Here is a 14,995-nt window from a genome sequence, read left to right as displayed (position 1 = left end):
TCTCCTTCGTTTAGATGAGATAGATCACAACATAGCGCGCGACCAGCAGCGACAGGATCGCGATACTCCAGCGGCGATCCTTCACGACCATCGCGGCCGCCATCAGCGCCACGAGAACGAGCGTCATGATCCACGCGATCGGGCGCGCCAGGCTCGCCGCCAAATCGGGGAGCGACAGATAATAGCCAAGCTGCGCCACCAGCAGCACCAGCAACAACCCCAGCACGATCCGTCGGACGCGGAAATAATGGACGTCGAGATTGGCGAACCCCCCGGGATGCGAGGGAAAGACCAAGCGCGCCGCGAGGAAATAGACGCTGGCAAAGGCGGCGACCGCCATCAGAGTCGTGGTCGACACCGCAATGCTGCCGCGCGCGACCCACGCCGCGCTCCAGAAGGACAGAAGGTCGAGCATCACAAAGATCGCGAGCAGCGGAGTCAGCCAGCCGATCGAAAACGTCTCGCGCTCCGCCTGCGCCGCAAAGCGCACCTCGAGCGCCCGGCCCAATCCGCCGAGCAGCTCGACCATCGAGAGGCCGAGCAGCAGGCTGTAAAGCACGAAGACGAATTCAAAATCGTTCATGAAGTGCCCCATTCCTCGGGCAATATTGCGCGATAGGCCTCGACCCCCGGACCGCCGCCGACGACCATGCCCTGTGTCAGCAGCCAGTAGTGGCGGACAATTTCCGCCTGCTGTTCCAGCCCGTATCGTTCGAGCAACCAGCCGGGCTTGAGGCTGTAGCTATAAGTCGCGAACGGGTGGCGCATCAGCACCAGATACCAGCGCCCACGCGTTTGCGCCTGCCAGACATGCGTCATTTCGTGGACGAAAAGCCCTTGCAGCCGCTGCGACGCGGCGCTGAAATCGTCGCAATAGAGCTCGCCATGCGGGTTGAAATGCAGGCTGCCCATCGGCGCCATCACAACGCCGCGAGGCTGGAAGAATATCCATTTGTGATGGCAGATGCGGACGAGGTCATAAGCAATCGCGTCGCCGAACACGCTCCGGGCGAGCGCGATTTCGCCGCTGGTCAGGGGTCGCGAGGTGCGCGGCACCCGCGCTTACTTCGGGGCTGCGTCCGGCGCCGCCTTGTCTTCGCCATGCCCCATTGCGTCATGGTCCATCGCCGCTTCGCCACCCGCCGCGCCCTCGGCCGGCTTGATCACCATGTCGAACAGGATGCGTTCATTGTTGTTGTTGGTGAACACAAACGCCATCGGCAGCTTGCCTGCACGTACCGCAGCGCCGTTGATGCCCCAGATCATCAGATGCTTGCCGCCCTGCTTGAACACCAGCTCGCCCTTCGCCGGGACAGCGGCGCGCGCCAGTGGCTTCATCGTCATCATGCCGTTTTCGCGCACGCTTTCGTGCATTTCGACCCGCTGCGCGAGGTCGGCGGTCACCGCGACCAGTTCGACCGACTGCGGCCCACCCTGAACCCGGAAATAGCCGACCGCGGGGCGATCAGGGGTGGCACCCATCACGATATGACCGCTGACGACATTGAGCGGCTTGGCCGCGCCCAGCTTTTCCCCGCACGCCGTCAGAGTGAGCGCGGTAGCGGCGAGGGCGGCAATGGCAAAAGGTTTCATTTCGGGAGGACTCCGTGACGGTGCATGATTTCGCATCCCCGATAAGCCTTCAAAGCCCTTGTGCCAAGGATTAGCGCACCTATATCGCGCCCAGAACCCCATGTCAGGCGTGCCTTTTCAGGGCGCCGCAGAAGCAACAAGGACGAGTAACAAATGGCAAAAGTGATCGGGATCGACCTCGGCACCACCAACAGCTGTGTCGCGGTGATGGAAGGCGGCAAGCCCAAGGTTATCGAAAATGTCGAAGGCACGCGGACGACGCCGTCGATCGTGGCCTTTGCCAAGGATGGCGAGCGCCTGATCGGCCAGCCGGCCAAGCGCCAGGCGGTCACCAACCCCGAAAACACCGTGTTCGCAGTGAAGCGCCTGATCGGCCGCCGCTTCGACGATCCGATCACCAAGAAGGATACCGAGCTCGTCCCTTACACGATCGTCAAGGGCACCAACGGCGACGCGTGGGTCAAGGCAGGCGGCGAGGATTATTCGCCGTCGCAGATTTCCGCCTTCATCCTGCAGAAGATGAAGGAAACCGCCGAGAGCTATCTGGGCGAAACCGTGACGCAGGCGGTGATCACTGTTCCCGCCTACTTCAACGACGCCCAGCGGCAGGCGACCAAGGATGCTGGCAAGATCGCCGGCCTTGAAGTCCTGCGCATCATCAACGAGCCGACCGCGGCAGCGCTCGCCTACGGCCTCGACAAAACCGAGAACAAGACGATCGCGGTCTATGACCTTGGCGGCGGCACCTTCGACATCTCGATCCTCGAGGTGGGTGACGGCGTGTTCGAAGTGAAGTCGACCAACGGCGACACCTTCCTGGGCGGCGAAGATTTCGACAGCAAGGTCGTCGAATTCCTCGCCGATACCTTCAAGAAGGACGAAGGCATTGACCTGCGCGGCGACAAGCTCGCGCTCCAGCGCCTGAAGGAAGCTGCCGAAAAGGCGAAGATCGAGCTGTCGTCCGCGGCGACGACCGAGGTCAACCTGCCGTTCATCACCGCCGACGCCAACGGGCCGAAGCATCTGGTCAAGACGATCACCCGCGCCGACCTGGAAAAGCTGGTCGAAGAGCTTGTCAAGCGCACGCTGGAACCCTGCAAGAAGGCGATCAAGGACGCCGGCATTTCGGCGAGCGCGATCGACGAAGTCGTGCTTGTCGGCGGCATGACGCGCATGCCGCGGGTGCGCGAAGTCGTGAAGGACTTCTTTGGCAAGGAACCGCACACCGGCGTGAACCCCGATGAAGTCGTCGCCATCGGCGCCGCGATCCAGGCCGGCGTGCTGCAGGGCGACGTCAAGGACGTGCTGCTGCTCGACGTAACCCCGCTGTCGCTGGTTATCGAGACGCTGGGCGGCATCATGACCAAGATGATCGACCGCAACACGACGATCCCGACCAAAAAGTCGCAGGTCTATTCGACCGCTGACGACAACCAGTCGGCGGTGACGATCCGCGTGTTCCAGGGTGAGCGCGAAATGGCGCAGGACAACAAGATGCTCGGCCAGTTCGATCTGGTCGGCATTCCCCCCGCCCCGCGCGGCGTGCCGCAGATCGAAGTGACCTTCGACATCGACGCCAATGGCATCGTGTCGGTTCACGCCAAGGACAAGGGCACCGGCAAGGAACAGCAGATCAAGATCCAGGCCAGCGGCGGCCTCAGTGACGCGGACATCGACCAGATGGTCAAGGACGCCGAGCAGTTCGCCGAAGAGGACAAGGTGCGCCGCGAAGCCGCCGAAGCGAAGAACAACGCCGAAAGCCTGATCCACTCGACCGAACGCCAGCTCGTCGAGCATGGCGACAAGGTCGACGCGGCGCTGAAGGCCGAGATCGAAGCGGCGGTGGCCGAAGCCAAGACCGCGGTCGAAGGCGGCGACAGCGCCGCGATGACCGAAAAGAGCCAGGCGCTCGCGCAGGTCGCGATGAAACTGGGCCAGGCGATTTACGAGAAGGAACAGCAGGCCGCCGCGTCCCCCGGCGCCGACGATGCTGGCGAGGCAAAGACCGACGAAGATGTCGTCGATGCCGAATTCTCCGAAGTCGAAGACGACAAGAAATAAGCGTTAGGGCATGCCCTTCGAGACGCCATTTCGACAAGCTCAATGGCTCCTCAGGGCGAACGGTGTATCTTTATCCGTTCGCCCTGAGGAGGGACTGAGCGAAATCGAAGGCCCGTCTCGAAGGGATGCACCCTCAGGGGCATGAGCCGACCATGAGTCTCGACATCGACTATTACGAACTGCTCGAATGCGATCGCACCGCCGACGAGGCAACGCTGAAGTCCAGGTACCGCAAACTGGCCATGAAATTTCACCCCGACAAGAATCCGGGGTGCAAAGACAGCGAGGCCCGCTTCAAGGCGATCAGCGAAGCTTATGACTGCCTGCGCGATCCGCAAAAGCGCGCCGCCTATGACCGGTTCGGCAAGGAAGGCGTGCGCGGCGGCGGCGGGCCGGGGGCCGGGGCCGATTTCGGCGACATTGGCGATATTTTCGAATCGATCTTCGGCTCGGCTTTCGGCGGCGGGCGGCAGCAACGCGGTCCCGCGCGCGGCGCTGACCTGCGCTACGACATGGAAATCCGGCTGGAGGATGCCTTCACCGGGATCACCCGCGAGATCCAGGTCGATGTCGCGGCGCGCTGCGACGCGTGCGACGGATCGGGCGCCAAGCCCGGCACCCAGACCAGCCGCTGCGCGACCTGCGCCGGTCACGGCAAGGTACGCGCGCAACAGGGTTTCTTCATGGTCGAGCGCACCTGCCCGACCTGTCAGGGCGCGGGCGAGGTCATCGCCGACCCGTGCAACTCATGCCATGGCGAAGGCCGCGTCGACCGGCGCAAGACGCTGACCGTCAACATCCCTGCCGGGGTCGACGAAGGCACCCGCATCCGCCTGTCGGGCGAAGGGGAGAGCGGCGCGCGCGGCGCGGCGCCGGGCGACCTTTATATTTTCCTGCACATGGCGCGGCACAAGGTGTTCGAACGCGAAGGCACCACGCTGTTCACCCGCGCGCCGATCAGCTTCACCACGGCGGCCTTGGGGGGCGAGATCAGCCTTCCCGGCCTCGACGGTGCCAAGCACGACATCAACATTCCCGCGGGCATCCAGTCGGGCAAGCAATTGCGCCAGCGCGGCGCCGGGATGCCGGTGCTTAATGGCCGCGGCCATGGCGATCTGGTCGTGCAGGTCGATGTCGAAACGCCCACGAAGCTCAGCGCCCGCCAAAAGGAATTGCTCGCCGAGTTTCGCGAGACCGAGACCGGCGACGAATGTCCGGCGAGCCAGGGCTTTTTCGGGCGAATCAAGGATATGTGGGACGATTTGCGGGATTAGGTAGCTCGTCGCTCCCTCAACGTCGTCATCGCGAGGAGCAAAGCGACGCGGCAGTCCAGAGTAGGCGTAAACCGCTCTGGATTGCTTCCCTCCGCTCGCAATGACGGGATATGCTACCCAATCTCTCCCCTCAACTCCGCGATCAACCCCGCAACCTTCGGCAGCCGCCCCTCCTCCTCATCCAGTATCGCGTGAAACGCACGGCGCTTGATTGCCTTCAACTCTTCCGCCGACAACCCCTTGTCGCCGCCCACACTGCTCGCGACGATGTCGATCAGCCGGTCGGCGCCGTGCAGGCGGCCCCACAGATAGTCATTCTCGCGGTAGGCACGGCTGAAGAAAGCCCCGAAGCTGTTGAACTCGATGCCCTTGAGCATCGCCGCCGCGCCGCCGGTACGGATCGCGGTCGCATCGGACGGCGAGATGCGGTCGATCTTGATCGGGTCATATTCGTCGAACCCCTCGCCCTGCAGCAAAGGCAAGGTCGCGATATCGTAAAAGGGGTAGCCGAGATAGGCGAGCAGCAGCGTCCGCCGATCATCCTTCGGCATCGCCGCCAGCGCCGCGGCGATCAGCTTATCGGCTTGGCCGTCGATCGCGGTCAGGTCGCGCCGCGCGGCGACCGCGTCGATCCAGTCGCCTGGCCCCGCGTCGGCGGGCAGGTCGAGACCCGCGAGCCACGCATCGCCCTGCCGATCGAGATAGAGCCCGAGCGCAGTAAAGATCGCCTCGCGCATATCCTCGCATACCGGATCGCGGCCATCGCGCGTCGCCTCGACCGCGGTGTCGAGTTCGCGCGCCAGAAAACGCAGGCGGCGGATGCGGAAACCAAGGTCATGGGTGCGGAAAAAGGCGATGGCATCGCCGCTTGCCCCCGCGCCCTTCTTGCCCGAGATCCGGTCGAGCCCGCGCGCCCGCGCCTCGTCCCATAAGGCCAGCCGCCGGTTCGCCTGATGTACCGCGCCCTCGGGCGGCAGCAGCCGGTCGATCAGCGAGGCCAGTTCCTCGATCACCGCCGACAGCTTGAGATGGCCATAGGGCGAATAGGCAAAACCCGCGCGCGCCGCCGCCTGATCCTGCGCTTTCGCCCGCCATTTTTCGAGCCGTGCGACCGTCGGCGTATCGAGGAAGAAGGTGGTGCCGAACAGCGCCGCGACCTGTTCCTCGACCTCGACCTTCATCGCGTCGACGATATGCTGCATGCGGCGGATGCGGCGCGACATGCCTTCGATCGCTTCGACATTCTCGCGGATCGGCTGTTCGCGAGGGATTTCGGAGAGCGCGCCGAGGATCGTCGGCAGGAAACCCGGCAGCCGTGCCTCTTCGGTCGCCGCGGGCTTGCCGAAGCTGATCGAGCGATAATCGGGCTTGGGGTCGATATAGACGAAACGCCGATCGATCTCGCGCCGCGCCGGGCGCTGTTTCAGCGCTGCAATCGCGGGACGGAAGGGCGCGTTGGCGAGCACCGAGCCGTCGATCAGCACCCGGTCGGCGGGATCGCCCTCCGCGGTCGCGGGCAACTGGGTGCGGATGAAGGTATCGCGGCCCGGCCAGTCGATCTGTCGCTTGTCCAGCACCCGGTCAAGCTCGCGCAAGGTGAAGGGCGGAAAGGCGCCCGGAAAGCTGGCGGTTGCGCGCGCCGCGGCGGTTAGTCCTGGCACATCGTCGAGCCGCGCGCCGGTACGGCTGTCCTCGCGAAAATGAAGCATCAGCCGATGTTCGTCCTCGGTCACCCGCGCCGGGCTGTTGAGCGCCAGCGGCACGCTGTGTCCGGCAAAATCGGTGACCGACACGAACAGGTCGACCGGCTGGCCATCCGGCACCAGTACCGGCCCGCGCGGGCCCTGCTCCATCGCATCGAAGGCATCGAGCAGCAGGTTCACAAACGTCTCGCCGCCGAATGGCGGCTCGAACCAGCGCGCGCGCACGAAGCGCGACAGCTTCGCGCGCACCTCGTCCTGCGCGCCATGGCCGACGGTGCGGTCGATGACATTGCCGCGCTTTTTCATCATCCAGCCGGCGATCGGCACCGCCCAGAATTTGGTCGCCGCCGACAGCGGCCGCGCGTCGGGGTCGATCAGCTTGTCGACGTCGGCGCTGTCGAGCCACAGGTCGGTGAGCGGATCGAGCGACTGCCCGGTCGCGAGCGCGCGCGCGAGGAAAATGCCGTTGATCCCGCCCGCGCTCGCCCCCGCGACGATGTCGGCAAGGATGCGCAGCCGGACATTGGTGCGCGTGGCGATGGCGGTCAGCAGCTCGCCATAGACCGCACCCGAGCCTTGTTGGGGGGCGCCGTCATGAAAGGCCCGCGACGCCGCGGCGAGGCGCCACACTTCCTTGGTGATGCCGTGCATATATACGGCGAGGCTGATGCCGCCGTAGCAAATCAGGGCGAAGCGCAGTTCCTTTTCCCGCATGCGAGCGGTGATAGCGCGGTTTGGGGTGCGACGTCACCCTCTCCGCCAAGAGGTCTGGCTGACAGTAAAAGCGTCGCCCTCAATTTCCGTTCGTGTCGAGCCAAGTGGATAAGCTCGATTAACCGATGCAGCTAGCGCCCAGCTTCGTCGCGAAAGCTCTTGCATATGCAAATCGCTCGCATTAGCGGCGCTTCGAACAGGAGTTAAGAATGATTCGCAAATTGCTCGTCGCTACGCTGGCTTCCACCGCGCTGTCCGTCCCCGCCTTCGCGCAGGAAGCCCCCGATAACGCCGCCACCGGCGAGAGCACGATCATCGTCACCGCCGCACGCACCATCCTGCCGCCAAGCGCGCTGCCGCTGACGATCGACATCATCGACAAGGATGCGCTCGACCAGCAGCTCGCGATTTCCGGATCGGTCACCGACGCGGTCGCGACGCTTTCCCCCAGCTTTTCGCCGACGCGCCAGAAGCTTTCGGGAGCGGGCGAGACGCTGCGCGGGCGTTCGCCGCTTTATGCGATCAACGGCATCGCGCAATCGACCCCGCTGCGCGACGGCAGCCGCGACGGGTTCACCATCGACGGCTTTTTCGTCGATCGCGTCGAGCTGATCTTCGGGTCGAACGCCTTGCAGGGGATCGGCGGCACCGGCGGCATCGTCAACCAGGTCACCGTCGGCGCACCGACCGAAGACGGCGTCAGCGGCCGCACTTTGGTGCAGGGCACTGCCGACAATGATTTTTCCAAGGCGGGGATGGGCGGCAAGCTCGCGGGGCTGATCCAGTACAAGACCGGGCGCTTCGACGCCTCGGTCGGCGCGACCTACGAACTGCGCGGCATTTTTCGCGATGGCGAGCGGCGCCCGGTCGGGATCAACCTGACGCAGGGCGAGACCATGGATTCAAAAACGCTCTCGCTGTTCGGGCGTTTCGGCTATGAAGTGACCGACACGATGCGGCTCGACCTGATCGCCAGCCGCTTCGAACTCGAAGGCGATGGCGATTATATCGTCGTCGCGGGCAGCCGCGCGACCGGACTGCCGACCAGCCAGCGCCGCGGCACCCCGCCGGGCATCCCCGCGACAGGCCGCACCGAAAGCGTCGCGCTGTCGCTGACTGATCCGGACCTGGGCGGCGGCAATTTTGTCAGCCAGATTTTCTGGAACCGCAGCCGCGACACCTTCGGCGGCGAGCCCAACCCGATCGCAACCTTTCAGGACGCTTCGATCGCCCCCGTCGGCACGCTGTTCGACCAGTCGCAGAACCGCAGCCGCAAGATCGGCGGCAAGCTCAGCTACGAACGCGAGGTGCCGGGGTTCGAGGCGCTGACGCTGATCGCCGGCTTCGACGCGCTGTGGGACACGACCGAACAACGGCTGATCGCGACTGACCGCGCCTGGGTGCCGCCGACCGATTTCCGCAGCCTCGCGCCGTTCGGGCAGGCGAACCTGAAATTGTTCGATGGCCTCGTCCGCCTTGCCGGCGGCGCGCGCTACGAAAATGTGAAGATCACTATCGACGATTATACGACCCTCGCCTCGTCGGGCAGCACTTTTGTCGCGGGCGGCAGCCCGACCTTTGACGATATCCTGCTCAACGGCGGCGTGATCGTCGAGCCGATCAGGGGGATTCGCGCCTACGCCAGCTATGCCGAGGGCTACACCGTCCCCGACGTCGGACGCATCACCCGCGCGGTGCGCACCCCCGGGGTCGATATCGACGACTTCCTCGATATTTCGCCGATCATTTCCAACAATCGCGAACTGGGGTTCGAGGTGAAGCGCGGCCCGCTCGATGCCAGCGCCAGCTATTTTTGGTCGTCAAGCACCAAGGGACAATTGCTCATCGCCCGCCCCGACGGCATTTTCGACGTCGTGCGCCAGCGCGTCGAGATCGAGGGGCTGGAAATCAACCTGGCGGTCAAGATGCCGATCGACGGGCTGACGCTGTCGGCGGGCTACGCCCATATCGTCGGCCGCTTTGACGACGATGGTGATGGTGTGGTCGAAACCGACCTCGACGGCGCGAACATCTCGCCTGATCGCCTGAACCTTGCCGCATCCTATGTTAACGGGCCGCTATCGGCGCGCGTCCAGACGCAGTTTTATCTGTCGCGCAGCTTCGAAGGCCCGAACCGCGACCCGCGCAACGACTTCGGCGGTTATAATCTGACCGACGCGATCGTCCGCTACCAGACCGGCATCGGTGGCATCAGCCTGGCGGTGCAGAATCTGCTCGACAAACAGTATATCAGCTACGCGAGCGACACCCAGCGCCCGACCGATAATTTCTTCAATTTCGCCGGCCGCGGACGGACGTTTACGCTCGGCTGGGATGCTCGCTTCTGATGGTGCCCCTAAACCAGCCAGCAATAAAGGCCCGTGTTCCCGCGAAGGCGGGGGAACGGGCGGTTTATGATGCTACAATAGTACTGGCAAAGTGATGAAACTGCTCGACACGCTGCACCGCTGGACCGGGGGTCTGATTGGCCTCGTGCTTGCGCTGCTCGGCCTGTCGGGCGCAATCCTCGTTCATAAGGAAGCGTGGATCGGCCTGCCGCATGCGGGCGACGCGCAGGTCACCGATCTCGCGACCGTCGCCGCGACAACCGAAAAGCTGATGGCGATGCGGGGCGATCCGCAGGGAATCATCTACGCCAGCCAGCGTCTCGGGCTACACCAGATGCGGTTCGAAGAGGGCGCCGGGCTCTACGCCAGCCAGTCGGGCGAGGTCGTGGCGCGCTGGGCGAGCCAGTGGGAGCGCCCCGAAATCTGGCTGTTCGATTTCCACCACCATCTGTTCACCGGCGATGCGGGCGAATGGGTGATCGGCATCGCCGGCCTCGCCGGGCTGTTCTTTGTCATCTCGGGGGTGATCCTGTGGTGGCGCACCCGCAAGATCTTCAAACTGCGGCTGTGGCCGAAACGGATGACCCGCCCGGCGATCGTCACGCAGCACCGCGACCTCGGCATCGTTGTCACGCCGCTCCTGCTGCTGTCGGTCGTCACCGGAACGATGATGATCTTCCGACCCTTTGCCGCGATCGTCGTCGCACCATTCGGCCCGGTTGCGGAGACGGCCAAGGCGCTCGAGCCGCCGAAATATAAGGGTGGCCCGATGGATGCCGAACCCGACTGGACCGCGATGCTGACCACTGCCCGCGCGCGCTTTCCCGATGCCGAATTCCGCATCCTCAGCAAACCACGCCAGCCCGGCGACCCGATCAGTCTGCGGATGAAACAGCGCGGCGAATGGCTGCCCAACGGACGCTCCACTCTGTGGTTTGATGCCGAAACGGGCAAATTGCTCGGCGCGCGCGACGCACTGGCGATGCCTGCGGGGGCGCAGGCGTTCAACATGGCCTATCCGCTGCATGCCGGGAAAGTCGGCGGCCTGCCGTATCGCCTTTTGCTGACCGCGTCGGGATTAGCGCTGGCGTTGCTCGGCAGCTTGACGATGTGGACCTTCTGGTTCCGGCGGCCGAAACCCGCAAAACGGTTCGCACGACCGTCGCTCGCGGCAACCTGACGGCATGATTTTAATGCCGATTTAACGGCGCCAACCCCCGATCAACATGGCGCCGGGGGGTGAGCGGGTGACGCTGACCCCGCGCGAATTTGCGGTAATGGAGGCGCTGATCGCCGCGGGCGGCCGCCTTGTCACCCATGCGGATCTGCTGCGCCGCGTGTGGGGACCGGCGCATGTCGGCGACAGCGATTATTTGCGCGTCGTCGTCCGGGCTTTGCGGCTGAAGCTGGAGGCCGATCCGTCAGCGCCGACCCTGATCCGCAACGAACCCGGCATCGGGTATCGGCTCGGCGAGGTTTAGCGCGCTTTCCTATTTTACCCGCCGCCCTATATCCTGCGCAGTCCATGACCCGCGCCCGCGTCCTCCTCTTAACTGCCGCCCTCGGCCCGCTCGACTATCGCGTCCCGCAGGGCAGCGACGCGCCGCTCGGCAGCGTCGTGATCGCGCCGCTAGGGCCGCGGCGGATGGGCGGGGTGGTGTGGGAGGATGCGAGTTTCGGCGCGCCCGAGGCAGTCGGCGACAATCGCCTGCGCAATCTTTACGAAGTCGTCGCCGTCCCGCCGATCGGCGCGGCGCTACGCCGCCTCGTCGAATGGACCAGCGACTATTATCTCGCCCCGCCGGGGTCGGTGCTGCGGATGGTACTGCCCGGGGTAGCCTTTGCCGACGCCAGGCGCCCGATTGTGGAATATCGCGCCACCGGAAAATTGCCCGGGCGCATGACTCCGCAGCGTAGCGTCGCGCTCGAAAAGATCGGCGTCCGGCAGGGCATGGTGCGCGAACTCGCCGCGCTCGCCGAGGTCAGCGACGCAGTGATCCGCGGCCTCGTGACCACCGGCGCGCTCGAAGCGGTGACGGTATCAGCTGATCAGCCATACCCCCACCCCGATCCTACGTTCGCGCCGCCCGACCTGTCCGGCGAACAGACTGCCGCCGCCGCGCAACTGACCGCCGCCGTCGTCGCCGAAAAATTCGAGACGCTGCTGCTCGACGGGGTTACCGGGTCGGGCAAGACCGAAGTCTATATGGAGGCGATCGCCGCCGCGATTGACGCGGGAAAACAGGCGCTCGTCCTGCTGCCCGAAATCGCGCTGACCGAACCGATGCTGACGCGCTTCGCCGCGCGCTTCGGCTGCGAACCGGTGGCCTGGCACTCGGGCCTCCGCTCGACGGAGCGCCGCCGCGCCTGGCATGCGATTGCCTCGGGTGAGGCGAAGATCATCGTCGGCGCGCGCTCGGCCCTGTTCCTCCCCTATGCCCGGCTCGGCGTCATCGTCGTCGACGAGGCGCATGAGACGAGCTTCAAGCAGGAGGACGGCGTCCATTATCACGCGCGCGACGTTGCCGTGATGCGCGGGCATTTCGAGGGGCTGCCGGTGGTGCTGGCGAGCGCGACCCCGGCGCTCGAAAGCCTCGCGATGGTCGAGGCGGGGCGCTATCGCCACATTGTCCTGCCCGCGCGCTTCGGCGGCGCCACCCTGCCCGACCTCGCCGCAATCGACATGCGCAGCGACCCGCCCGACCGCGGCCGCTGGCTCGCGCCGCCGCTCGTCGACGCACTCGCCGACCGATTGCAAAAGGGCGAGCAGAGCCTGCTCTTCCTCAACCGCCGCGGCTTTGCGCCGCTCACCCTCTGCCGCACCTGCGGCCACCGCATTCAGTGTCCGAATTGCACCGCGTGGATGGTCGAGCACCGCCTCGTCCACCGTCTCGCCTGCCACCATTGCGGCCATGTCATGCCGCCGCCACGGCTGTGTCCCGAATGCGAGGATGAGGACAGCCTGGTCGCCTGCGGCCCCGGAGTCGAACGCGTCGCCGACGAGATTACGCTGCGCTTTCCTGAGGCGCGCGTCGCGATCGTCACCTCCGACACCCTATGGTCGCCCGCGAAAGCCGCCGAGTTCGTCGACAATGTCGAGGGCGGGCTGGTCGATATCATCATCGGCACCCAGCTCGTCACCAAGGGCTATCATTTCCCCAACCTCACCCTCGTCGGGGTGGTCGATGCCGACCTCGGCCTCGACGGTGGCGATCTGCGTGCGTCCGAGCGCACCTTTCAGCAGATCGCGCAGGTCGCGGGGCGGGCCGGGCGCGGGGTCAAGCCCGGCGAAGTTCTGATCCAGACGCGCGTGCCCGATGCGCCCGTCATGGCGGCGCTGGTCGCCAACGACCGCGACGGTTTCTACGCCGCCGAAGCCGCGGCGCGCAAACAGGCGGGCGCCCCGCCCTATGGCCGCTTCGCCGCGCTCGTCATCTCGTCCGAAGACATCGAAGTCGCCCGCGGCGTCGCGCAGCGGCTTGGGGCGAAAGCCCCGGTTGCCGAAGGGCTCGCGGTCTATGGCCCCGCTCCCGCCCCGCTGGCGATGCTGCGCGGCCGCCACCGCTTCCGCCTGCTCCTCCACGCGCCGCGCAGTTTTGACCTGCAAGGCACGATCCGCGACTGGGTCGCCAGCATCGACTGGCCCAGCAAGGCGCGGCTGGCGATCGATATTGATCCGTATAGCTTTGTATAGGTCTGACAGACCTTTACTGTAACCCGAAGCGCTGGCAGCAAGGAGGCAAGATGCCAACCGGGGGAGCAGCGGCATGCAAAGGATTCGCATGATTTCGGTCGCAGTGACGCTGGCCGCGATGGTCAGCCCCGCGCACGCCAAATGGCTGCGCGCCGATACCGAAAGTTTCATCATCTATAGCGAGAGCAACGAAAAGCAGCTCCGCGAGTTTGCCGCCAACCTCCAACGCTTTGACACCACGTTGCGCGTCGTGTTCAATGTCGCGCAGCAGGGCGAGGAAAGCCGGCTTCCGATCTATCTGCTCCCATCGGGCGACGATGTTGCCGAATTGGCAACCGGATCGCGCAAGGCGCCGATCGTCGGCTTCTATCGGCACGGCCGCGATGGCGCCTTTGCGATGTCGCACCGCCAAAAGGACGCCAATGTCCGGGGGACTTCATCGGCGCAGCAGATGCTGTTCCACGAATATAGTCATCATTTCATGAAACGGCATTTGCGCGCCGCCTTTCCCGGCTGGTTTATCGAGGGGTTTGCCGAATATTATTCGACTGTCGATTTCGACAAGGACGGTCGCGCGATGATCGGCCAGCCCGTCTATCGCCGCGCCTATGGCCTGCTGATGCTTCCTAAGATGCCGGCCGAACGCGTCCTGTTCGAGCCGCCGAGTGCGATGCGCAGTCTGGGGCAGACCGACACCTATTACGGCCGATCATGGCTGCTCACCCACATGCTCTTCCACAATGCGGTGCGCAGCGAGCAGGTCAACGTCTATACCAACGCGATCAACGCTGGGACCGAGCCGCGGCAAGCCGCCGCCGACGCGTTCGGCGATCTTGACCAACTCGACAAGGAGCTCAATCGCTATGTCGAAGCGCGACTGTCGTACCGCACGACGCGCGACCCGATCCCGGTGCCAACCGATATCGGCATCGTTCCGTTGTCTGCCGACGAAGATGCGGTGATCATGGCGCGGCTAGAGCGGCTCAACGCCGGCGGTGACACAACGCGGATGACCAAGGTGCGCGACGCGCTGCGCACCTTGGCGGCCAAGTTTCCCGACAATCCCGATCTCCAGTTCGAGCTGGCGGCCGCCGAATGGGAAATGGACCGCGAGACGCGCGATATGGCGGCGGCGCGCGCCGCGGTCGACAAGGTGCTGGTGGCAAAACCCGATCATGTCCGCGCCAATGTCCTGCTCGCTCGGATCAAGATTTTCGATCTTCACGACACGGGCGAGACCGATCCCGCGGCCTGGCGCGAGGCGCGGCGACCGATACAGCTTGCCAACCGCACCGACCCCGACGATGCGGTACCGCTCTACGCCTATTTCGACAGTTTTCTGGCCGAAGGAAAGCGGCCGAGCGATATGGCGATCAAGGCGCTGGAACGCGCGTTCGCACTGACCCCCGAAAATATCGAAATGCGCATCGCCTATGCCTTTTCGCTCGCGAACCAAGGCCAGTTCGATCCGGCGATCCGGCTCGCCAAAACGGTGGCGTTCGACCCGCACGACAATGGTCAGGGCGAAGCAATCCTCGCGCGGCTGGAGGCGATGCGCGACCAGCGCTCCGGGGGGGGGCGCGAAGGAAACGCCCCCCCCCCGGGGGG

At 65.0% G+C, this 14,995-nt stretch carries 11 protein-coding genes; 7 read left to right on the top strand and 4 right to left on the bottom strand.

Annotation, left to right across the window (positions count from 1 at the left end):
- Nucleotides 1-10 precede the first annotated feature (10 nt).
- From K0M74_RS18520 to K0M74_RS18510, 3 genes are read right to left on the bottom strand one after another with little or no spacing between them, the layout of a single operon-like run.
- The gene (locus K0M74_RS18520; protein ID WP_293975813.1) at nucleotides 11-583 is read right to left on the bottom strand and encodes a hypothetical protein; all 573 of its coding nucleotides are present in this window, start codon (nucleotides 581-583) and stop codon (nucleotides 11-13) included.
- On the bottom strand, nucleotides 580-1,056 hold the full coding sequence (locus tag K0M74_RS18515) for a vgr related protein (RefSeq protein WP_293975811.1): 477 nt from the start codon (nucleotides 1,054-1,056) through the stop codon (nucleotides 580-582). Before K0M74_RS18515 ends, K0M74_RS18520 begins: the two co-directional genes overlap by 4 nt.
- Nucleotides 1,057-1,062: 6 nt before the next feature.
- A complete protein-coding gene (locus K0M74_RS18510) occupies nucleotides 1,063-1,593 on the bottom strand; it encodes a copper chaperone PCu(A)C (RefSeq protein WP_293975809.1) in 531 nt (176 codons plus the stop codon).
- A gap of 153 nt (nucleotides 1,594-1,746) precedes the next feature.
- Between K0M74_RS18510 and dnaK the strand changes: the two genes are divergently transcribed.
- Both dnaK and dnaJ read left to right on the top strand, forming a co-directional pair.
- Nucleotides 1,747-3,654 carry a molecular chaperone DnaK gene (dnaK, locus tag K0M74_RS18505; protein ID WP_293975807.1) on the top strand — a complete coding sequence of 636 codons (1,908 nt, stop codon included), beginning with the start codon at nucleotides 1,747-1,749 and terminating at the stop codon, nucleotides 3,652-3,654.
- Between the two features lie 152 nt (nucleotides 3,655-3,806).
- Nucleotides 3,807-4,928 carry a molecular chaperone DnaJ gene (dnaJ, locus tag K0M74_RS18500; RefSeq protein ID WP_293975805.1) on the top strand — a complete coding sequence of 374 codons (1,122 nt, stop codon included), beginning with the start codon at nucleotides 3,807-3,809 and terminating at the stop codon, nucleotides 4,926-4,928.
- A 113-nt stretch (nucleotides 4,929-5,041) separates the two neighbouring features.
- Here dnaJ and K0M74_RS18495 read toward each other — a convergent pair whose 3' ends face one another.
- Nucleotides 5,042-7,345 (bottom strand): patatin-like protein, encoded by a 2,304-nt coding sequence (locus K0M74_RS18495; RefSeq protein ID WP_293975803.1) that lies wholly within the window; start codon nucleotides 7,343-7,345, stop codon nucleotides 5,042-5,044.
- 209 nt (nucleotides 7,346-7,554) lie between these two features.
- On the opposite strand from K0M74_RS18495, the gene K0M74_RS18490 reads away from it, so the two are divergent.
- The 5 genes from K0M74_RS18490 to K0M74_RS18470 form a co-directional block, all read left to right on the top strand.
- Entirely contained in the window at nucleotides 7,555-9,693 is a 2,139-nt protein-coding gene (locus K0M74_RS18490) for a TonB-dependent receptor (RefSeq protein ID WP_293975801.1), read from the top strand.
- 94 nt (nucleotides 9,694-9,787) lie between these two features.
- On the top strand, nucleotides 9,788-10,873 hold the full coding sequence (locus K0M74_RS18485; protein ID WP_293975799.1) for a PepSY domain-containing protein: 1,086 nt from the start codon (nucleotides 9,788-9,790) through the stop codon (nucleotides 10,871-10,873).
- 46 nt (nucleotides 10,874-10,919) lie between these two features.
- Nucleotides 10,920-11,174 carry a helix-turn-helix domain-containing protein gene (locus K0M74_RS18480; RefSeq protein WP_293975797.1) on the top strand — a complete coding sequence of 85 codons (255 nt, stop codon included), beginning with the start codon at nucleotides 10,920-10,922 and terminating at the stop codon, nucleotides 11,172-11,174.
- A 44-nt stretch (nucleotides 11,175-11,218) separates the two neighbouring features.
- A complete protein-coding gene (locus K0M74_RS18475) occupies nucleotides 11,219-13,387 on the top strand; it encodes a primosomal protein N' (RefSeq protein WP_293975795.1) in 2,169 nt (722 codons plus the stop codon).
- Nucleotides 13,388-13,460: 73 nt separating this feature from the next.
- The coding region (locus K0M74_RS18470; protein ID WP_293975793.1) for a hypothetical protein at nucleotides 13,461-14,995 on the top strand (1,535 nt) is incomplete at its 3' end.

This window comes from Sphingopyxis sp. (genome assembly GCF_019459305.1).
Classification (GTDB): Bacteria; Pseudomonadota; Alphaproteobacteria; order Sphingomonadales; family Sphingomonadaceae; genus Sphingopyxis.
The sequence above is the reverse complement of the archived record's forward strand: the minus strand, read 5'-3'. Positions and strand labels throughout refer to the sequence as shown.

Coding starts and splice junctions, on each gene's coding strand:
- K0M74_RS18480 (WP_293975797.1), top strand. CDS start 10,920: ATGGCGCCGGGGGGTGAGCGGGTGACGCTGACCCCGCGCGAATTTGCG.
- dnaK (WP_293975807.1), top strand. CDS start 1,747: ATGGCAAAAGTGATCGGGATCGACCTCGGCACCACCAACAGCTGTGTC.
- K0M74_RS18510 (WP_293975809.1), bottom strand. CDS start 1,593: ATGAAACCTTTTGCCATTGCCGCCCTCGCCGCTACCGCGCTCACTCTG.
- K0M74_RS18520 (WP_293975813.1), bottom strand. CDS start 583: ATGAACGATTTTGAATTCGTCTTCGTGCTTTACAGCCTGCTGCTCGGC.
- K0M74_RS18485 (WP_293975799.1), top strand. CDS start 9,788: ATGAAACTGCTCGACACGCTGCACCGCTGGACCGGGGGTCTGATTGGC.
- K0M74_RS18495 (WP_293975803.1), bottom strand. CDS start 7,345: ATGCGGGAAAAGGAACTGCGCTTCGCCCTGATTTGCTACGGCGGCATC.
- dnaJ (WP_293975805.1), top strand. CDS start 3,807: ATGAGTCTCGACATCGACTATTACGAACTGCTCGAATGCGATCGCACC.
- K0M74_RS18475 (WP_293975795.1), top strand. CDS start 11,219: ATGACCCGCGCCCGCGTCCTCCTCTTAACTGCCGCCCTCGGCCCGCTC.
- K0M74_RS18490 (WP_293975801.1), top strand. CDS start 7,555: ATGATTCGCAAATTGCTCGTCGCTACGCTGGCTTCCACCGCGCTGTCC.